We start from the raw sequence: 17,210 nt of genomic DNA on the forward strand, positions 1-17,210 counted from the left end.
TATGAAAATAGGCGCCCTGACAACCCGGGCAAAGCGCCGCTTATTGCGACAAAAGGTGTTAAGCGATGCGTGGTTTAACTCTTTGCCACATCGGTAGGGCGATTGCCGTGGCAAACAAATACCAAGCGCCCGGCAACGGCACGGGCGCCGTCTCGATGTAGGCGGATGTGCCGACGTCGACGTAAACCGCCTCGCTGTCGCCGGGGTTTAAGCTGAAGTTGTAAACCACCGCGCCGCTCAAGCCGTCGGCAGAAAAATAAGGGGTAGCGGCGTAGACCGAAAGCCCGTTCGCCCCGGAATCGAAGCCGCCAGTAGCGTTGAAATAGTCCAGTTGGATAGCGCTTTCGCTATAGTCCCCGCTGACCGACGTAGACAAGTCGTAACTCAAGGTCACTTGAATATCGAAGGAATGGGCTGAGCTGTTCAGGAAGGTCAAGTCGAACAACCCCAGGTAGTAAGCATCGGCGGAGCCGCTGCTCGTGGAGCCGGAAATCGCCATGGTTTTCGTGAAACTGCCCGGCCCTATACTGGCCGAATAATCGCCGCTGGCATCGATAGGGGTAAACGCCCCATTCACCGCCTCGGCGTCGTTGAGGTAGGAAAGGCTTTGATCCAGCGCATAACGGCCGCCGATCTGCAAGCCCTGCCAATCCTCCGCCACGCCGCTGGTATTGACGATGCTGTCTATCGTGAAGGTGACGGTAGCGTTGCTGCTGAAGGTATTGGCTTGCGCGTAAGGTGCCGCGCAAATCAATAATGCGGTGCCGGCCATCCACCGGCTGAACTCTTTTTTGCTCATAAACTCTCTCAAAAACTGCGGTACGGCGCATTCGGCACCGCACGACTAGGTCGGTAAAGCCGCTTACGCCCGCTGCCGAAAATGCGGCTGCGGGCGTAAGCGGGCTTTAGTCGGGTAAATGCTGCTCGAATGGCACTAACGGTTCGGTTAATCCGTTTGCACCGGTTGCCGGAATCGTCAACAGCTCGTCCTTGGCAAACGCGCTGCCCAAGGCATTGCCGGCGACCACCGCGACTTCGTCTCCCTGATGACCGTGCGGAATCGCGATTTCCGGATGGTCGAACGGTGCCCGCTTGTAGCGCACCCGCTCGTCGGTCAGGGTTTTCAAAAAGGCAACGATTTGCGCGCGGGACTGCGCGCTATTGCTTGCATTCAAGGCAATGGACGGCATGAAGTTATCCTGATCCGGATTTTGGTTGTTGCCCAAGCGGGAATAAAATTCCAACACTTGTTCCAAGGTCGCCATGCTGCCGTTGTGCATGAAAGGCCCGGTCAGCTCGACGTTACGCAGGGTCGGCACTTTAAACGCGGCTTTGCTTGAGACGGCCATTTTTGCCGTATCTTTGTTGGCATTAGCCGCGGTGATCGTCGGGATATACGCCGCTAAACTCGGATCGCTGATGCAATCCCGATTGCGGGCTTGCCCTTCGCGCGAGCCATCGACCTGCAAACCGTCCAGCGCGGTAAAAATGTCCGGCAGTTCAAAATTATCGTTGTAGCTGAACAAGGCTCTGAAATCGCAGACCTTTTGGTTATAAACCACCGAATCGACCACGGAGTCGTAATTGCCCAGTAGATATTGTTTGTATTGCGCCGCGTAAGACAAAGGATTGCCGAAACTATCGTTGCCGCCAACGCCAAGGTCGTTATTCGGGTCGGCCACGCCGGTATTGGCGAAACCGAAGTCGATCAGCTGGGTGCCGGTTCGTATATCCTGCCGCCCCACCACGTTGCCGTGCGGGGTAATACCGCCTTCCTGTGCCGGGTAGGGCGCTCCGGGGCTAATCGCCGGTCCCATCGCGGTCGGCCCGAACGGAATGCGGAAATGCTCGGGACCGAAGAAGGCGCCGTCGGTCGGCGTCACCAACGCCGAGTTGGCGGCAATCGCCGCATTGGTCAACAAAGGTCCCGAATGGCACAAATTACAGTGATTGCTTTCGAATTTTTGTAGCCCGGCCTTTAGGGTTGCAATTTCCGCCGCGCTGTAGCCCATGCCTTCCCAGGTCGGCTCCATAGTGACCGGGTCGCGCGGGCTCAGGTCGATGGGCGCCTGATCGGACACCAAGGTCGCCTCGTAAAGCTGCAGCGCCAAGCCGAAGAACATCGAAAAGTTGGCTTCCATTTGGTTATAGGCACTGCCGCCGGCGGCCGGCGCGCCGAATTCGCCTACCCGGCTATACGACCAATATTTGGGATTGAAAGCCGCCATCACCAGGGCTTTATAAGTGGTGTTCAGGCCTTTTTGGGTACCCGCCACCAACTGCAAAGGCGCGAACACACTATCTTCGCCGTGTACTTGCTGGGTTTGCAAAGGCTGACGCGACAGTAGTTTACGTCCGACGTCGGCCAAATTACGCCCGACGCAAGCCATTTCGGTATCGCTTTGCACCGTGGCCACGGCCTGCGAAGCCAGCGAGGAATTGATCAAATGCAAAGGCTGCTTGACGACGCTACGGGCATTTTTTTTGATCCACACCCCGGCCTCCGCATCGCGCTCGCCCCAGTTGCTGCTACCGTTGAACACGTTGTTCGCCCGTCCGTCCCAGAAGTTACGATGGTTGAATACCGCGTTGATCATGGTCGGGGCGTTGCGAGGCTCCACCCGGCGGGTTCCGGTATGATTGACGCTAAACAAGGGATCGGCGCTACGGCTACAGGTATCGTTACTGCCGCTAAAGCGCGACGCGGTCTTGAACTGACCGCTAAACGTGCCGGACGATGCGCCGACGTCGTCGGTTTGGAATTTGACCCCGCTAGCTTGGTGAATAGGGTCGTTGAATTGATAAAACGGAAAATCGCTTTGCGTCAAGGTATAGTTGGGGCCGCCGTCCGCGCCGGACGCCGTCGTTTCGAAGCTGTGGGCGGTCGCAAGAGTACCCTTGTCGCCCGGATTCAATTGGTTTTTAACCCGCCGATCCGCACCCGCGTTGAAATGGCAAGAGCCGCACGCCATGCCGTCGCTACCGACGTTCATCTCCCAGAACAAGGCTTTACCCAGCGCTACCGCGATATTTTTGTTGGTAACGATGGGATCGGAACCGTCCGTCAATCCCGGCACCGGCGGCACCGGCACGTCGATCAACGGCATGGGTTTCGGCCCGTGGGCGAACGAAACTTGCGACACCAGCAAGGCTCCGCTCAGCACCAGTTTGTTTGTAAAGTGCATTTGACACCTCGTGTTAAACAGGAAAACGCGTGTGCGACGTTTAGTTAAATATTCGATAACGGCAACCCAAAGTTGCCGGATTGATGTACTCGAGCTTGCGACCGGCCGGCTAGGCTATTCCGATACGATATATACGGGATTAATCGGTCGAGCAGCCTTACTAAAGCAACTACCTTGCCATCGGCTAAATTGGATATTATTTTATTTAAATCAATTGCTTAAATTGAATCTAGCCATTTTGAATCGAAATAAAGCAATAACTATGTTATTTGCCGCAAATTCCGGCATATCGCTATGGACATTGCCCTGATTGCGTTGATAAGGCGGCTGGACAACGTTTCGGGATTGCCGACGCTGGCCGCTGAATCGGGCGGAAGCGTTATGCGTTCATCAGGGAGGGCTTGGCGTAGTTCGGCGATTTTCAGAATGCGGAGCCGGCGCGCGGTTGGCGCTTGTTTCATTCGCTACTGTCGCTTGCCATGAACAGCAAGATGCTCAACCCGCGCGAAGTGGTTGAACCAGTCGAAGCGGCTTATCGCCAGAGCGGAGCGCCGCTGGTAGAGGTAGAAGGTTTTGTCAGGCAAATCATCGGCTGGCGCGAATACGTGCGTGGCGTGTATTGGGGGCCAAGATACCGGACTACGCGCTGGCTTTTTGCCCCCGGCAAGCTGAGCCGCCATCCGCGCCTGAGCATGGTTTACCGCAACCGGTTTGCGCCGCACGGCGATTCATCGCTATAGCCATGATACTTAGGGAGCCAATAAGAGTAGAAAAATCTCCTTCCCCCTCCGAGAGAAGCTAAAAATTCCCTTCGCGCGGGTATAGACGTCCAAATTCACTACGTTGACCAAACCTGCCGGAAACTGTTTTTGCAAACTTACCGAATACTTGGAAAGATGAATTCAACGATTAAACCGGCAAATCCGCAGGGCAAGGGCTTGGTAGCGCTATTGGACAGCTTGCAACAAGCCAAGCAGCAACTGGTCGTACCCGCCAAGAACCTTCAACAAATCAGCAGCGACTTGTTCACCTCGCTGTTCGTGTTAAACAGCCGGATTCGCTTCAAACCGACCGCCGGGCAAACCTATTGGCTGTACTTCAAGGATACCCAGTACCGGCTGTCGCTGATCGCGCCGGAGCAATGGTCGCCGGCCCGATCCGGCCGCTACATCGGGGCGTGCCAATTACAATCCGATTTAACCTGGACCTTGGCGTTATCCGCAGATTGCGCCGATGACAGCGCGTTCCTCCAGGAAATCGCCGACCGCCGCCGCCAACTCGAACAACAACTGCAACAAGCCGAAACCATAGACGCCGCCTTGCCGGTGTATCTGGAAACCCTGCCGTACTACTCCCGCGTCCTCGCCTCGGCACTGGCCTATTCGCTGAAACAATCGATGCAAAAATCCGGAATTTCCGGCTTGAGTTATCGGCAGGCGGAAAGATTGTTAGCTGGGCCGGCGGAATAATCCATCCGCTAGACGCGTTGAGGGCGTTGCGTTTAATCTAGTGCTGGAAGGCCTGAGTCGACCCATACGAGACAACAGACAAAGTTTATCCAATGCCCTGGGGTGAGCCAATTGCCGACAGTAGGATGGGTAGAGCGAAGCGAAACCCATCAAACGAAACGCCGATAGATGAGATATGACAGATTATCGTCGACATCGCCTCAAAGGCGGTTGTTATTTTTTCACAGTCAATTTGGCGCAGCGAAATCGGACTTTGCTAACCGATAAGATTGAACTGCTTCGCGAGTCTTTTCGTAACGTAAAAGATCAACACCCGTTTAATATCGACGCGATTGTTGTTTTACCGGAGCATCTCCATACTATTTGGACTTTGCCGGAAGGTGATGATGATTTTAGTTGTCGCTGGCGGCTCATTAAGACCCACTTTAGTAAACAGGTCGAAAAAGGCGAGCGAATTTCCAAAAGCCGCGAAAGCAAACAGGAGCGCGGTATCTACCCTAAGGGCACAAGTGGCAAAGACGGTTTTGGGAGCATCGAATTAGAAACGAGGACGACTTCGTCAAGCATGTCGACTATATTCATTACAATCCAGTAAAACACGGTTATGTCCGTTGTGTTGCCGATTGGCGATATTCTTCATTTCATGATTTCGTCAAACGCGGCATTCTCCCGACAAATTGGGCGGGCGGCATATATCCTGAATTGGATTTGGCGTAATCGATGGTGTTTTTGATGGGTTTCGGCTAGCGCCTCTACCCATCCTACGAGCTAGACACGTTGAGGCCGTTGCGTTTAATCTAGTGCCGGAAGGTTTGAATCGACCCCAAGAGGTCTTTGGGCATAAGTTGATTCAGTGGCTGCTTTGGTTACAACAACAGTAAGCTGTAAATGATTCCTGCCCCTCATTCATAGCTTACAAAAGCTTGTCAGGGGTATAGCGGATACCAAATGAAATCCAGTGAGCTTTGTCGGGATCAGATATCTGCAACCCAAAGGTCGCGTCGATCTGGAATAAATTAGGTATGACAGAGTAACGTACCCCAGTTTGCCCATAAGCATTGCCATGGTTATCACCATACGTTTCTGCAATACCAAGCCAATTGGGATGCAACTTTAGCTCTGCACCGATACCCCAAGATGCGGTATTCAGACCCGATGCCTTATCCTTTAACCAGCCAACATTAGCGTGGATGATCAATTTGTCGTCACTCAGAGAGACCGATAGCGGGATATAGGCATAGGTATTGCCAAGCTGGTTAGGGCCTGGATTGATTTCCGGATGCAGAATGGTGCCAATACCCAAACCCAAGCCCCAGTCATTGGTTTCAAGTCGCCGCAAAAGGGTTTTAGCCTGGAATACATAGTCATTTGTGGTGGACTCGCCTTCATATTTTGCCACCCCACCTCCAATAGTGAATTCAAGATTTCCGGTAGGATTGCAAGCTGGAAGTGCCCATATCTCTTGGCTATCCGGATAGATGCGCAACCAGCTCTCAAGCTGGCAACTACCTCCCGTTGTGAGCCGGGCGTCATCAGTAACAAACGGACGGGCAGCAAAGGCGAAGGCGGGAATTAATAGGGCTGCGCAGGCTAAGATTGTTGGCTTCATCGTAAAATTATATTTGAAACCATGTTTCATTTGTCTCAAAGCGAGGAAATTTATAGTCTGCCGGTCAGCTTTCTAGCCAATTGCGGACTGATTCTAGCGGCATGAGTAGAGACTGCTTTTGGCCGATAGCAACCCCCAAAAATTCAAAACGCCCAAAATCATTCCCGCTTCCGGACACCGGCAAATTGTTACCTTAATCCCCTGCCGACCTTATCTGGCCTTATAGCGTGCTTCCAGTTGGGTCAGTTTCTGTTCGAGATCGGGGGGTACTAGAAAAACGAAGGCATTTCCATATTTGCGCTTGCTCAGGATATGAAACTCGTCCGCCATTTTGAGCAAATCGGTGCGCGCGGTTTGGTAGCTGAGTTTATGGGCGGCCTGATGTTGCTGGATGGTGTAGATGGTCGTCGGGTGATCCAGGGCATGTCTCAGAATCGCCAACTGCCTGTGGTTTAATTTGCCTTGTAAAGCCGAGCCTTCCAGGCATTGCTCTATCTCGAATATCTCCGCCGCTTTCTTCTCCAGATATTGATGTAAAGCGGTTATGGCTTTTCTGATGACTTCCAGTTGATGAACGATGAAATACGTCAAATCGTTATCGTCGGTTTCGGAATAAAGATAGGCTCTGCCGTATTGCGCCGGCGCTTGCTTAATGATTTGCGATATGGAAATAAACGCCATCAGCCAATAGCCCTGGCTTGCCATGGACCAGTAAAACAACGCCCTGGCGGTACGTCCGTTGCCGTCCACGAACGGATGGTCGTAACCGATCATGAAATGCAGCACAATCGCCCGAACAACAGGGTGGATGAATTCCTGGGCGTCGGTATCGTTGGCGAAGGCGCATAGTTTGGCGACTCTGTCCGGCAGCTCGGCAGCATCGGGCGGGGTATGCAGCAACACCGAGGCGGTGGCATCGACCACGTGAATATCGTCACCGGCTTCCCGATACTGACCGGCTTTTTGGGCGTCATCCAAGGTGTTTTCGGTCAGGACATCGTGCAGATGCAGAATCATAGACTCCGTCAGCCGTTCGTTTTTGACCTCCCGGATAAACTGCATGGCATGGTAATTATTGAAGATCATCTGTCCATTCCCGCCATATCCGCGTCCCTTCAGTAGCTGAACTCAAGGCGCATATCTTGAAGGCCTTGCTGATAAGAATGCCGTCCCGCTCGTTTTCCGCTGGAAAAAATTGAACTGGGAGCTTGCGCGATGAGTAAGCGTATTGATGGCGCGAACTACTAACCGGCTTTATCGTGCGCCTCCCGAACTCAATGCCCCATTCCCGGTGTGCGTCGGACCGTGTAATACGTTTCATCGAATGTTCACGCCTAAATCATAAGCCCATCACAAAAAATCCCTAAGCTGGCCGCAGTTTCGATAGCTAACCGACCGGAGGGATTTTTATGTTTCGCACTTTACTGGCCTCAGCCTGCTTGGCGTTGTTGAGCGGTCAAGCTTCAGCCGCTTTAACCAGCGGTGATTTGGCGTTTACGGCGTTCAACGCCGACGAAGACGGCTGGGCGATGACGACGTTCGTCGATATCGCCGCCGATACCACCATTTTCTTCAGCGACAACGAATGGAACGGCAGCAGTTTTAACAGCGGCGAATCGTTTCATAGTTGGCACACCGGCAATAACGCGATTTCGGCCGGCACGGTGATTCGCTTTAGCAACATCGACCAAGCCGGCCGTTCGGTTTCGGTCGGAACGTTAAGCGGCAGCGGCAGCAATTTCGGAATCAGCGCTACCAGCGAAACCCTCTATGCCTATTTGGGCAGCGATTACAGCACGCCCGGCATTTTTCTAACCGCTATCTCCAGCGAGGGCGATGTCAATATCGTGCCGACCGGGTTGAGCGCCGGGGTCAACGCCGTGGTGTTGACCGATAGTAGCGATTATGCCGAATACATAGGTCCTAGAAGCGGCTTGAGCGAGTTCGCCGATTATGCGGCCTTGGTCAACGATGCGGCCAATTGGTCGATTTTGGTCGGCGGCGATCAATCCCTGCAAACACCCGATACCGCGAGTTTCAGCGTGGCGCCGGCCAGCGTGCCGTTACCGGGCACGATTTGGTTGTTCGGCAGCGTTTGCGCCGGTTTGGCGGCCATGCGCTCGCATAATAGCCGCTTGATCGTAAAAGCCAGCGACCGTTGCGTCGCCTCGGCCGGGAGATAGTTTATGAACTTGCAAAAAGTGTGTTTGGCCGGCTTGCTGAGCATGGCCGCGACTTGTGCGCAGGCGGCTACCTTGACGGCCGACGGCGCTTGGTACGCCTTCGACGTTGACGAATGGGCGTCTTTGTCCGGCGGATTGGAATGGATAGATTTGGACGGCGCAGCATTGAGTTTCGATTTTAATTTGACGGCTCCGGCGTATTTGCGGGTGGTCGACGCCGGTTTCGCCGGTGACCGCTTTCAAGTGTTCGACAACGGCGATTGGTTGGGAGAAACCTCGGTGCCGGCCGCCAGCTACCCGGACAGCGTCGCAGCCGATTTCGACGCAGCATACGCCAATACCGCTTACAGCCGAGCCGTGTATTGGTTGGACGCCGGCAGTCATAGCATTAGCGGTTTGCTGAGCGGGTCCGCTACCGACGATTCCGGGTTAAGCATCAATGCAACCTTAGGCGCGGTCAGTGTGACTGCGGTGCCGGTACCGGCTGCGGTTTGGTTGTTCGGCGCCGGTTTGGGCTTGCTGAGCGGGGTTTCCCGCGGCCGTATCGGCAAGCGTTAAGCGGGAGGACGAGCATGACGTTGAAAAATTTAACCGGCGCCGCGGCTTTGGGTTTGAGTTTGGGTTTGATAGGCAACGCTTGCGCGGCGCCTTCCACCAGCCCGATCAAAACCATCAAAATCGTGGCATTTAACGATTTTCACGGCCAATTGGAATCGCCCGGCAATTTTCGCCCTACGCCCAGCGGCTCGGCGAGCATTCCGGTCGGCGGCGTGGATTGGCTGGCCGGCTACGTAGCGGAGCTGCGAAGCCGCAACCCGGACAGCATCGTGGTATCGGCCGGCGATTTAATCGGGGCAACGCCATTGGTTTCGGCTTTGTTTCACGACGAAGCTACCATTGAAACCATGAATCGGCTCGGTTTGGCGCTGAATGCGGTCGGTAACCATGAATTCGACGAAGGTAAAGCCGAGCTGTTGCGTATGCAAAACGGCGGTTGCCACCCTAGCGATCCTAATTCTTGCCGCGGTGCCGATGTCGGCACTCCGGTGCCGTTCGAAGGCGCCAAATTCAAGTTTTTGGCGGCAAACGTGGTAGACGCGGCCAGCGGCAAAACCTTGTTCGCACCTTATGCGATTAACGTGATCGGCGGCGTGCGGGTGGCGTTTATCGGCATGACTTTGAAGGAGACGCCGACCATCGTTACCCCCAGCGGCGTAGCCGGCTTGAGTTTCAAAGACGAAGCCGCCACGGTCAACGCGCTGGTGCCCAAGCTGCGCGCGCGCGGCGTGGAAGCTATCGTGGTGTTGCTGCACCAGGGCGGTACCATACCGGTGACCCAAAGCGAATCGACCATCAATAACTGCGACGAGGGCTTGGACGGTTCGCCGTTGCAAGGCATCGTCAATCAACTGGACGACGCGGTGGATTTGGTGATTTCAGGGCATACCCATCAAGCTTATAACTGCCGCTTGCCTAATCGGGCGGGCAGGCTGATTTCGGTCACCAGCGCCAACGCGCAGGGCAGGGTGCTGACCGACATCGATGTCAGCATCAACCGCGCCAGCGGCGAGGTGGTCGACGTGCAAGCCAACAACATCGTCGTCGACCGGAGCAGCGCCGATGTGCTTCCGAATACGGATATCAAAGCGATTGTCGACCATTACAAAGCGATTGCTCAACCGGTGGCTAACCGGGTGATAGGCAGCATTAGCGCCGATATCACCCGTACCGCGACGGCGGCCGGCGAATCCGCGCTGGGCGATGTGATCGCCGATGCGCAATGGGCGGCAACGGCCGCCGTCGGTTTCGGCGAGGCGGTGGCGGCCTTTATGAATCCGGGCGGCATCCGCGCCGATTTGAGTTTCGCCTCCGGCGCCGCCGCGGAAGGCGACGGCAAGGTGAGTTACGGCGAGGCCTTTACCGTGCAGCCCTTCGGCAACAGTCTGGTGACCTTGACCTTGACCGGGGCGCAAATTCATACCTTGCTGGAACAGCAGTTTACCGGCTGTACCGAAGGTTATCCCGCGGGCGCTCCGGCTAGCGGTCAACCTTTCAACCGGATTTTGCAAGTATCAGCAAGTTTTAGTTACACCTGGCAGGAAAAAGGCACGGCATGCGACAACGTCGATCCGGCCAGCATCAAAATCGGCGGTATCGAGGTTGAGCCGGATGCCGGTTACCGGATAACCGTCAACAGCTTTATGGCCGACGGCGGCGACCAGTTTTACGTCCTGACCCAAGGCACCGACCGGTTGGGCGGCGCGTTGGATTTGGATGCTTTGGAAAGTTATTTCCAAGCGAATTCACTGGTTGCACCGGGGGGGCGCGATCGCATCGGTTGGTTGCCGTAACCGCCGACGCAGGAAAAAGAATTAAGGAAGCTCGTCATACCGGCAAGGAACGCCGGGTTCTATTTTGCAGCACCGTGCTAACGATAAGGTCAGACCGGTTTTTTCAAACCTCAGCTTACTCCCCAGGCCCGTCCGGCCCGCTTTCGGACGGGCTTTTTTTGTTTGGGCGCGAGCCCATGCCCGATTAAGCGGATTTCCAACGCAGCACGACCAAGGTGACGTCGTCGTGGAAGTTATCGCGTTGGCAAAAGTCGACTAATGCGGCTAACAGCGCGTCAATCACGGCTTGCGGTTCGGACTCGCGCTCGGCGGTCAGGATGTGTTTCACCCGCTGTATGCCGAAGAATTCCTGTTGCGGATTTTCGGCTTCTATCAAGCCGTCGGTATAAAACAATACCAGGTCGCCGTCGTTCAATTGCGCGGTTTGTTCGGCGAATTCGACGTGCTTTCGTACCCCGATCAGCAGGCCGTCCGCGTCTAATTCCGCGATGTCGGCGTTGTTGGATGGGCACAGCAACGGTGGCGGGTGGCCGGCATTGGCAAAGTGCATCAAGCGCCGGGATAAATCGATCTGCATGTAAAACAAGCTGATGAAGTAATCGGCGTGGTCCAAATCGTCGAACAAGAATTGATTCAACGCGGATAAGGAGGCGGCCGGCGAAGCCGGGCTGCCGGTCTGTACCCGCAATGCGCTGCGAGTTTCCGCCATAAACAACGATGGGCCTATCGAATGGCCGGATACGTCGGCGATGACGATATCGACATGTTCGGCGTCGCGATAGAAATAATCGTAGTAATCGCCGCCGACTTTATCGGCCGGCAAGCAAACGCCGGTTATTTCGAACTGGTCGGTGGCAATGGCCGAGCTTGGCAACAAATTGGCTTGGATGCGCTGGGCGATTTTCAACTCGTTTTGTGCGACGGCCAATTCGACCTGGGCCTGACGTATGCGTTGCTCCGCCGCTTTACGGCTGCTAATGTCGTGAATGAAGCCGCTGAAAATATAGCTGTTGCCGAGTTTCAGCGGGGAAATGCTCAGTTCCACCGGAAATTCGCTGCCGTCGCGGCGTACCGCGATTTGTTCGATTTGCCGGTTCAAGATTGCGCTTTGGCCGGTTTTTAGAAATTGCTGCATGCCTTGCCGATGCGCGGCGCGAAACCGTTCCGGGATGATGAGCCGGTCCAGGCGCCGGCCTATGGCTTCCTGCGCGGACCAGCCGAACAGGGTTTCGGCGCGTTGGTTCCAATCGGTGACCATCCCGTAAGCATCCATGATTACGATGGCGTTGATCGAGCTTTCCAAGATCAGACGGGTGCGCTTTTCCGATTCGATCAGCGCGTTCTGGTATTGCATGCGGGCGGTAATATCTCTGTCTACCCCGCGCCATTTCAGCAGTTTGCCGTTGGCGTCCGTCAGCGGCAGGCCGGTGGATTCGGTGATGACCAGATGACCGTCCTTATGCCGGTAATGGTTGACCAAGGCGTGAAAGGAGCGCTGGCTGTTGGAGAAGGTGGTTTGGGCTTGCTTGTCCTGGGCCGTCAGCAGTTCGGTGTAGTGTTTGCCGATGATTTGCTGTTGGCTTAACCCTAGAATTTGTTCGACCGCGACACTGCTGTACAGATAATAACCTTGCGGATCTTGTTCCCACAGCCATTCGCCGGATAACTCGGCCATTTGCCTGAAGCGTTGTTCGCTTTCTTCCAACGCCATTTCGGTGGCTTTTCGTTGGCTGACATCGTCTTCGATCGCCAAAAAATGGCTGATTTCGCCGCGGCTGTTACGGATTGCGCTGACGCTTTCGTGCACCCAGTACAAATGACCGTCTTTATGTTTGTTCAACATTTCGCCCTGCCACTCGCCGGATTCGATTAGCGCATTCCACATCGCCCGGTAATCGTCGCCGCTCATTTTGCCGGATTGCAACATGGACGGCCGCCGGCCCAATAGTTCCTCGGAGCTGTAACCGGTCATCACGGTAAATTTGGGGTTGACGTAGGCGATAACCCCGTCGCGGTCGGTAATCATTACGGCGTTGGCGCTTTGTTCCACTACCCGGCGCATCACCAGAAAATCGTTGCTGGATTTGAGCGCTTGAATCACCAGTACAAAATCCTCGTCGCTAGCCTGCGGTAATGGCGAAATCGACAGCACCGCCGGAAAAGACAGCCGCTGTTTGGTAATGACTTTGGCCCCGAAACAATTGTCGGAAGCTTTCAGATCGCTCAGGGCTTGTTGCCAAATCGCCAGCTCCCGGCTTTCCAAGATCGCGGTCAACGGTTGATCGGCGAGTTCCGCTTCCTGATAACCTAATAACTGCGCAGCGGTGCGGTTGACGCGGCGGATGCGGGCGTCGGCGGCTTCGCAGCCGCGGCGGCCGATCCGCACGATGAGCAGGTTGAAATTAAGCTGTTCGAGCAGATCTTCCATGTCGTATCCGGATTTAGGCGCCGGTTTTGACTTTGTCGTGCATATGTTCGGCCAAGCGCCGCATTGCCGACGAGGTATCGCTGGGCGCCAGGCGCACGTTGATGATGCTGGGCATGTCGCGTTGGGCGATGCTAGCAAGCAACGCCTGTTCGAAACTTTGTTCGGTGTCGGCGACGAAGCCTTGCAGCGGCCCGAACAACTGACCTAGTTGCTCGAAATGCCAATCGCTGATGTCGTTGAACGGCCCTTCCAGGATGAAGCGTTCGGTGTTGTAGCCTTGATTGTTGAACACGATTACGATGGGCGCTAAACCGTAGCGAGCGTGGGTGGCCAACTCGGTGCCGGTCATTTGAAAAGCGCCGTCGCCGACCAAGATCAGCGCGCGTTTGTCGGGACGGGCGATTTGCGCGCCCAAGGCGGCCGGTACCGCAAAACCCATCGTGGTATAAAAGCCGGAGGATAAAAATTCGCTTTGCTCGTGTACGCGTAAATCGATGGACGCGAACATACAGTCGCCGACGTCGCAAACCGCGATAAATTCCGGAGTAAGCGCTTGGTTCAAACGGCCTATCATGCGTTGCATGCTGATCCGCTTATCGGCTAGCGGAAAGTCCGGGGCGCCGACGGCAGTCGTTTTGGCGACGAAGCGTTCGTCGTTGGGAGCCAGCGCGGCGACCAAGGCCGGTAAAAAGTCGGCCAGCGCTACTTTGGGATAGCGGTGCGAGCTGATCACGACCTCGTCCTGAGCGGCCCGTATCATATGCCGCGGGTTAAGTTTGGCGGTATAAATGCCGGTGTCTATGTCGTTCAAGGTGACGCCCAGCATCAGGACCAGATCGGATTGTTCGACCACGTAACGCGCGTACTCGGTGCTCATGGCGCCTTCGTAGATGCCGAGGTAAGCCGGGTGGCGTTCGGCGATTACCGATTTGCCGGTCAAGGTAGCGGCTACCGGTGCGCCGGTACGTTCCACCAGTTCAAGTACTGCGGTTTGCAGGCCGCGCCGGTGCAGTTCGATGCCGGCGACGATGCTGGGCGAATCGGCTTGGGCCAGCAGGGTCAAGGTTTCGGCGACCGCTTCCGCCAGCGCAGTAGGATCGCTGGTAAAGCCGGGCACGGCTTCCACCGGCAAGGGGTAACCCAGCGCGCCGACCTGATCGCGCGGAATTTCGATATATACCGGTTTGCAATGACGTTTGGCGGCGGCGATGGCCTGGTCGATTTGTCTGAAAGCGATTACCGGGTCCGACAGGACCACGGTGGCGCAGGTGATGCGTTCGAAGATTTCCCGTTGAAAATTGAACGGGCCGAAGCGGTGGTGCAACAAGGGATCGTCGATTTGTTCCTGCACGCCCGGCGCGCCGCTAATCACCACGACCGGCGACGCTTCCGCAAAAGCGCCGGCAACGGCATTGACCGTATTCAAAGCGCCGACGCCGTAAGTGACGGCTAAAGCCCCCAAGCCGCGGCAACGCGCGTAGCCGTCCGCGGCGAAGGCGGCACTATCCTCTCGGGTGGTTCCTATGTGGCGTATCGGGCTTTTGACCAACAAATCGTAAAAACCGAGCACGTAGTCGCCGGGTATGCCGAACATGTCCGTTACTCCCGCGGCATAAAGCCGGTTGAGCAGGTATTGGCCGATGTTTTCCAAATTATTCTGATTCATGGCTATGTTCCCCCAGGCTGTGCGTGCCGGTTAGCTGAAACAGTATCTGCGTTCCAGTGTGTTGTGTAATGAATGCAATGCATAGCAACACGGTTGTTAGAGCCTATGCCGGCGTTCGTCTTTCCGGCAATGCCGATTTGCCGCTTCAGTATATGCAATGAACATTCGATGTGGGGATAAGTTCCGCCGGCGGTTCAGCTTGGGCAAGAACGGTTCTGAGGAGGGGGATTGTTGGGATATTCCCTGAAAGCTCAACTACACTAAAATTTCGCTTATCCGGGCTGTCTCGTATCGCTAAGGTGATTGATTCGCCGGAGAAGGGATCAACACGTCGCTCAGCATATCCTGAAGAAGGGGGGACAAATGACGGTTAAACAAAGATTGATCTCGTTGGCCGGCTCGGCGTTGCTTGGCATCAGCGCCATAGCCGTCGTCGGCTACGTGCAATTGGGTAAGGTTTATGACACGGCGAGTTATGCAGGGTTGAATACCGTGCCTACTTATCGGAGCTTTTTCGATATTTTGGGACAGTTGGACAATTTACGCGAACGTTCCTTGTTTCACGTCATCATTACCGATGAAGCCGGTATGGCCGGCGCGGAGGTGAAGATCAACGATGCGCGGGCCAAATTGGATCAAGCATTAGCGGCGTACACGACGACTGCTTGCGGCGGTGCAAATTGCATGTCGGACGAAAAAGAGCAGCAAATGTTTGACGAAGTTAAGTCCTTGTTAGCTGCTTACGATATTCAGCGGCTGAATGTGCAAAATTTGTCCAAGCAAAATCGCACTAAAGATGCGGAGATAGCCGTCAGGGAAAATTTGATGCCGGCGATCGAGCGGTTGCAGGCCGCAATCTGGAAAGAGCTGGACTATAACTCCGAATTAGCCAATCAGGCTTTAGCCGATGCGGCTGTCGTCGGCAGCAGCGCGACCGGAATTTCGATTGCTATCTGGGTGTTGGCTTTGTTGGTGATCGGCATGATGAGCTGGCTGATCATTGTCAATTTAATGCGTCAGCTGGGCGGCGAACCGGATGTGGCCGCGCAAGTGGCGAACAAGATTGCGGAAGGCGACCTTTCCACGTCCATTCAACTTGCGGGCGGAGATTGCACGAGTTTGATGTATTCGATGAAGGTCATGCAGGACGGTTTGAAGCAAATCATATCTGAAATCAAAGATTTGGTGGCTGCGGCCAATCAGGGAAATTTCGACGTCAAGATGGATTTGCAGGCTAAACAAGGGTACGCCAAAGAGGTGGCGGAATTGTTGAATCAGTTGTCGGGCACGGTAGATACCGCATTTAAGGATACCATAGAGGTGGCTCAAGCCATGGAAAACGGCGATTTGACCAAGACGGTCACCCGCGAATATCAGGGGGCTTTCGAGCAGGTGAAACTGGGCCTAAACAATACCGTGGAAAAATTGGCGCAGACGATCAGCGAGGTGGCCATGGCGGCGGAACAGCTCGGTAACGCGTCCGAACAAGTCAACGCTACTTCGCAAGCTTTGTCGCAGGCTTCCAGCGAACAGGCGGCCGGAGTCGAGGAAACCAGCGCCAGCATCGAGCAAATGGCGGCGAGCATCAACCAAAACAGCGAGAATGCCAAAGTCACCGACGGCATGGCCAGCAAAGCGGCCAAAGAAGCGCATCAGGGCGGCGAAGCGGTAAAGCTAACGGTAGAGGCGATGAATGCGATCGCCGCCAAAATCGGCATCATTGACGATATTGCCTATCAAACCAATATGTTGGCGCTGAATGCGGCCATCGAGGCCGCTCGCGCCGGCGACCACGGCAAAGGCTTTGCGGTGGTGGCGGCGGAAGTGCGCAAGCTGGCGGAGCGTAGCCAAATCGCCGCACAAGAAATCGGCGAGTTGGCACAGTCCAGTGTCAAAACCGCCGAAGCGGCGGGCGGCTTGTTGGCCGCCATCGTACCGAGTATCGTCAAAACTTCGGATTTGGTGCAAGAAATCGCGGCGGCTTCGCAGGAACAAGCGGCCGGGGTCAGCCAAATCAATTCGGCGATGGGGCAAATGAGCCAAATTACCCAGCAAAACGCTTCGGCTAGCGAGGAATTGGCGGCCACCGCCGAGGAAATGACGGCGCAAGCCGAACAACTGCAAGCGTTGATGAGTTTTTTTCAACTGGCGCAAAAGACCAGAGAATCCCGTCCGGTGCACGCCGCCACGCGCGCCGGAAAAATGGAAAATCATGCGTTGCTTGCCTCCGCAAGGCCGGGCTTTTTTCGCGACGATTTGAAAAATTTCGAACGCTTTTGAGCGGTTGGTTTAAGTGGTCGCTTGGATAAGGCGAGCGGC

At 55.2% G+C, this 17,210-nt stretch carries 13 protein-coding genes; 7 read left to right on the forward strand and 6 right to left on the reverse strand.

Going from position 1 to position 17,210, the window contains the following annotated elements; translation table 11 throughout:
• Nucleotides 1-58: 58 nt before the first annotated feature.
• Both AB0A83_RS09025 and AB0A83_RS09030 read right to left on the reverse strand, forming a co-directional pair.
• Nucleotides 59-799: a hypothetical protein gene (locus AB0A83_RS09025; RefSeq protein ID WP_367156049.1), complete on the reverse strand. Its 741-nt coding sequence runs from the start codon at nucleotides 797-799 to the stop codon at nucleotides 59-61.
• Nucleotides 800-905: 106 nt separating this feature from the next.
• Complete coding sequence (locus AB0A83_RS09030; RefSeq protein WP_367156050.1) at nucleotides 906-3,185, reverse strand: cytochrome-c peroxidase; 2,280 nt, start codon at nucleotides 3,183-3,185, stop codon at nucleotides 906-908.
• Nucleotides 3,186-3,664: 479 nt separating this feature from the next.
• Between AB0A83_RS09030 and AB0A83_RS09035 the strand changes: the two genes are divergently transcribed.
• The 3 genes from AB0A83_RS09035 to AB0A83_RS09045 all read left to right on the forward strand — a co-directional run bounded on the left by AB0A83_RS09035 (nucleotide 3,665) and on the right by AB0A83_RS09045 (nucleotide 5,249).
• Entirely contained in the window at nucleotides 3,665-3,925 is a 261-nt protein-coding gene (locus tag AB0A83_RS09035) for a hypothetical protein (RefSeq protein WP_367156051.1), read from the forward strand.
• A gap of 156 nt (nucleotides 3,926-4,081) precedes the next feature.
• Entirely contained in the window at nucleotides 4,082-4,654 is a 573-nt protein-coding gene (locus AB0A83_RS09040; RefSeq protein ID WP_367156052.1) for a DUF2452 domain-containing protein, read from the forward strand.
• 175 nt (nucleotides 4,655-4,829) lie between these two features.
• Nucleotides 4,830-5,249, forward strand: a complete 420-nt coding sequence (locus AB0A83_RS09045; RefSeq protein ID WP_367156053.1) for a transposase — start codon at nucleotides 4,830-4,832, stop codon at nucleotides 5,247-5,249.
• A gap of 318 nt (nucleotides 5,250-5,567) precedes the next feature.
• Here AB0A83_RS09045 and AB0A83_RS09050 read toward each other — a convergent pair whose 3' ends face one another.
• Complete coding sequence (locus AB0A83_RS09050; RefSeq protein WP_367156054.1) at nucleotides 5,568-6,293, reverse strand: hypothetical protein; 726 nt, start codon at nucleotides 6,291-6,293, stop codon at nucleotides 5,568-5,570.
• Nucleotides 6,294-6,473: 180 nt separating this feature from the next.
• Nucleotides 6,474-7,349: a Fic family protein gene (locus AB0A83_RS09055; RefSeq protein WP_367156055.1), complete on the reverse strand. Its 876-nt coding sequence runs from the start codon at nucleotides 7,347-7,349 to the stop codon at nucleotides 6,474-6,476.
• 323 nt (nucleotides 7,350-7,672) lie between these two features.
• On the opposite strand from AB0A83_RS09055, the gene AB0A83_RS09060 reads away from it, so the two are divergent.
• The 3 genes from AB0A83_RS09060 to AB0A83_RS09070 are packed head-to-tail and all read left to right on the forward strand — an operon-like array spanning nucleotide 7,673 to nucleotide 10,797.
• Nucleotides 7,673-8,446, forward strand: a complete 774-nt coding sequence (locus AB0A83_RS09060; protein ID WP_190303291.1) for a hypothetical protein — start codon at nucleotides 7,673-7,675, stop codon at nucleotides 8,444-8,446.
• A gap of 3 nt (nucleotides 8,447-8,449) precedes the next feature.
• Entirely contained in the window at nucleotides 8,450-9,004 is a 555-nt protein-coding gene (locus AB0A83_RS09065) for a hypothetical protein (RefSeq protein WP_367156056.1), read from the forward strand.
• A 14-nt stretch (nucleotides 9,005-9,018) separates the two neighbouring features.
• Nucleotides 9,019-10,797, forward strand: coding sequence for a bifunctional UDP-sugar hydrolase/5'-nucleotidase (locus AB0A83_RS09070; RefSeq protein WP_367156057.1), 1,779 nt, complete (start codon nucleotides 9,019-9,021; stop codon nucleotides 10,795-10,797).
• A 184-nt stretch (nucleotides 10,798-10,981) separates the two neighbouring features.
• Here AB0A83_RS09070 and AB0A83_RS09075 read toward each other — a convergent pair whose 3' ends face one another.
• Both AB0A83_RS09075 and AB0A83_RS09080 read right to left on the reverse strand, forming a co-directional pair.
• On the reverse strand, nucleotides 10,982-13,225 hold the full coding sequence (locus AB0A83_RS09075; protein ID WP_367156058.1) for a PAS domain S-box protein: 2,244 nt from the start codon (nucleotides 13,223-13,225) through the stop codon (nucleotides 10,982-10,984).
• Nucleotides 13,226-13,238: 13 nt separating this feature from the next.
• Nucleotides 13,239-14,891, reverse strand: a complete 1,653-nt coding sequence (locus tag AB0A83_RS09080) for a thiamine pyrophosphate-binding protein (RefSeq protein WP_150047987.1) — start codon at nucleotides 14,889-14,891, stop codon at nucleotides 13,239-13,241.
• A gap of 363 nt (nucleotides 14,892-15,254) precedes the next feature.
• Here AB0A83_RS09080 and AB0A83_RS09085 point away from each other — a divergent pair, with 363 nt between their 5' ends.
• Entirely contained in the window at nucleotides 15,255-17,171 is a 1,917-nt protein-coding gene (locus tag AB0A83_RS09085; RefSeq protein ID WP_150047988.1) for a methyl-accepting chemotaxis protein, read from the forward strand.
• The last annotated feature ends 39 nt before the right edge of the window (nucleotides 17,172-17,210 follow it).

The sequence above is a fragment of the Methylomonas sp. HYX-M1 genome (assembly GCF_040741385.1).
GTDB classification, from domain to species: domain Bacteria; phylum Pseudomonadota; class Gammaproteobacteria; order Methylococcales; family Methylomonadaceae; genus Methylomonas; species Methylomonas rhizoryzae.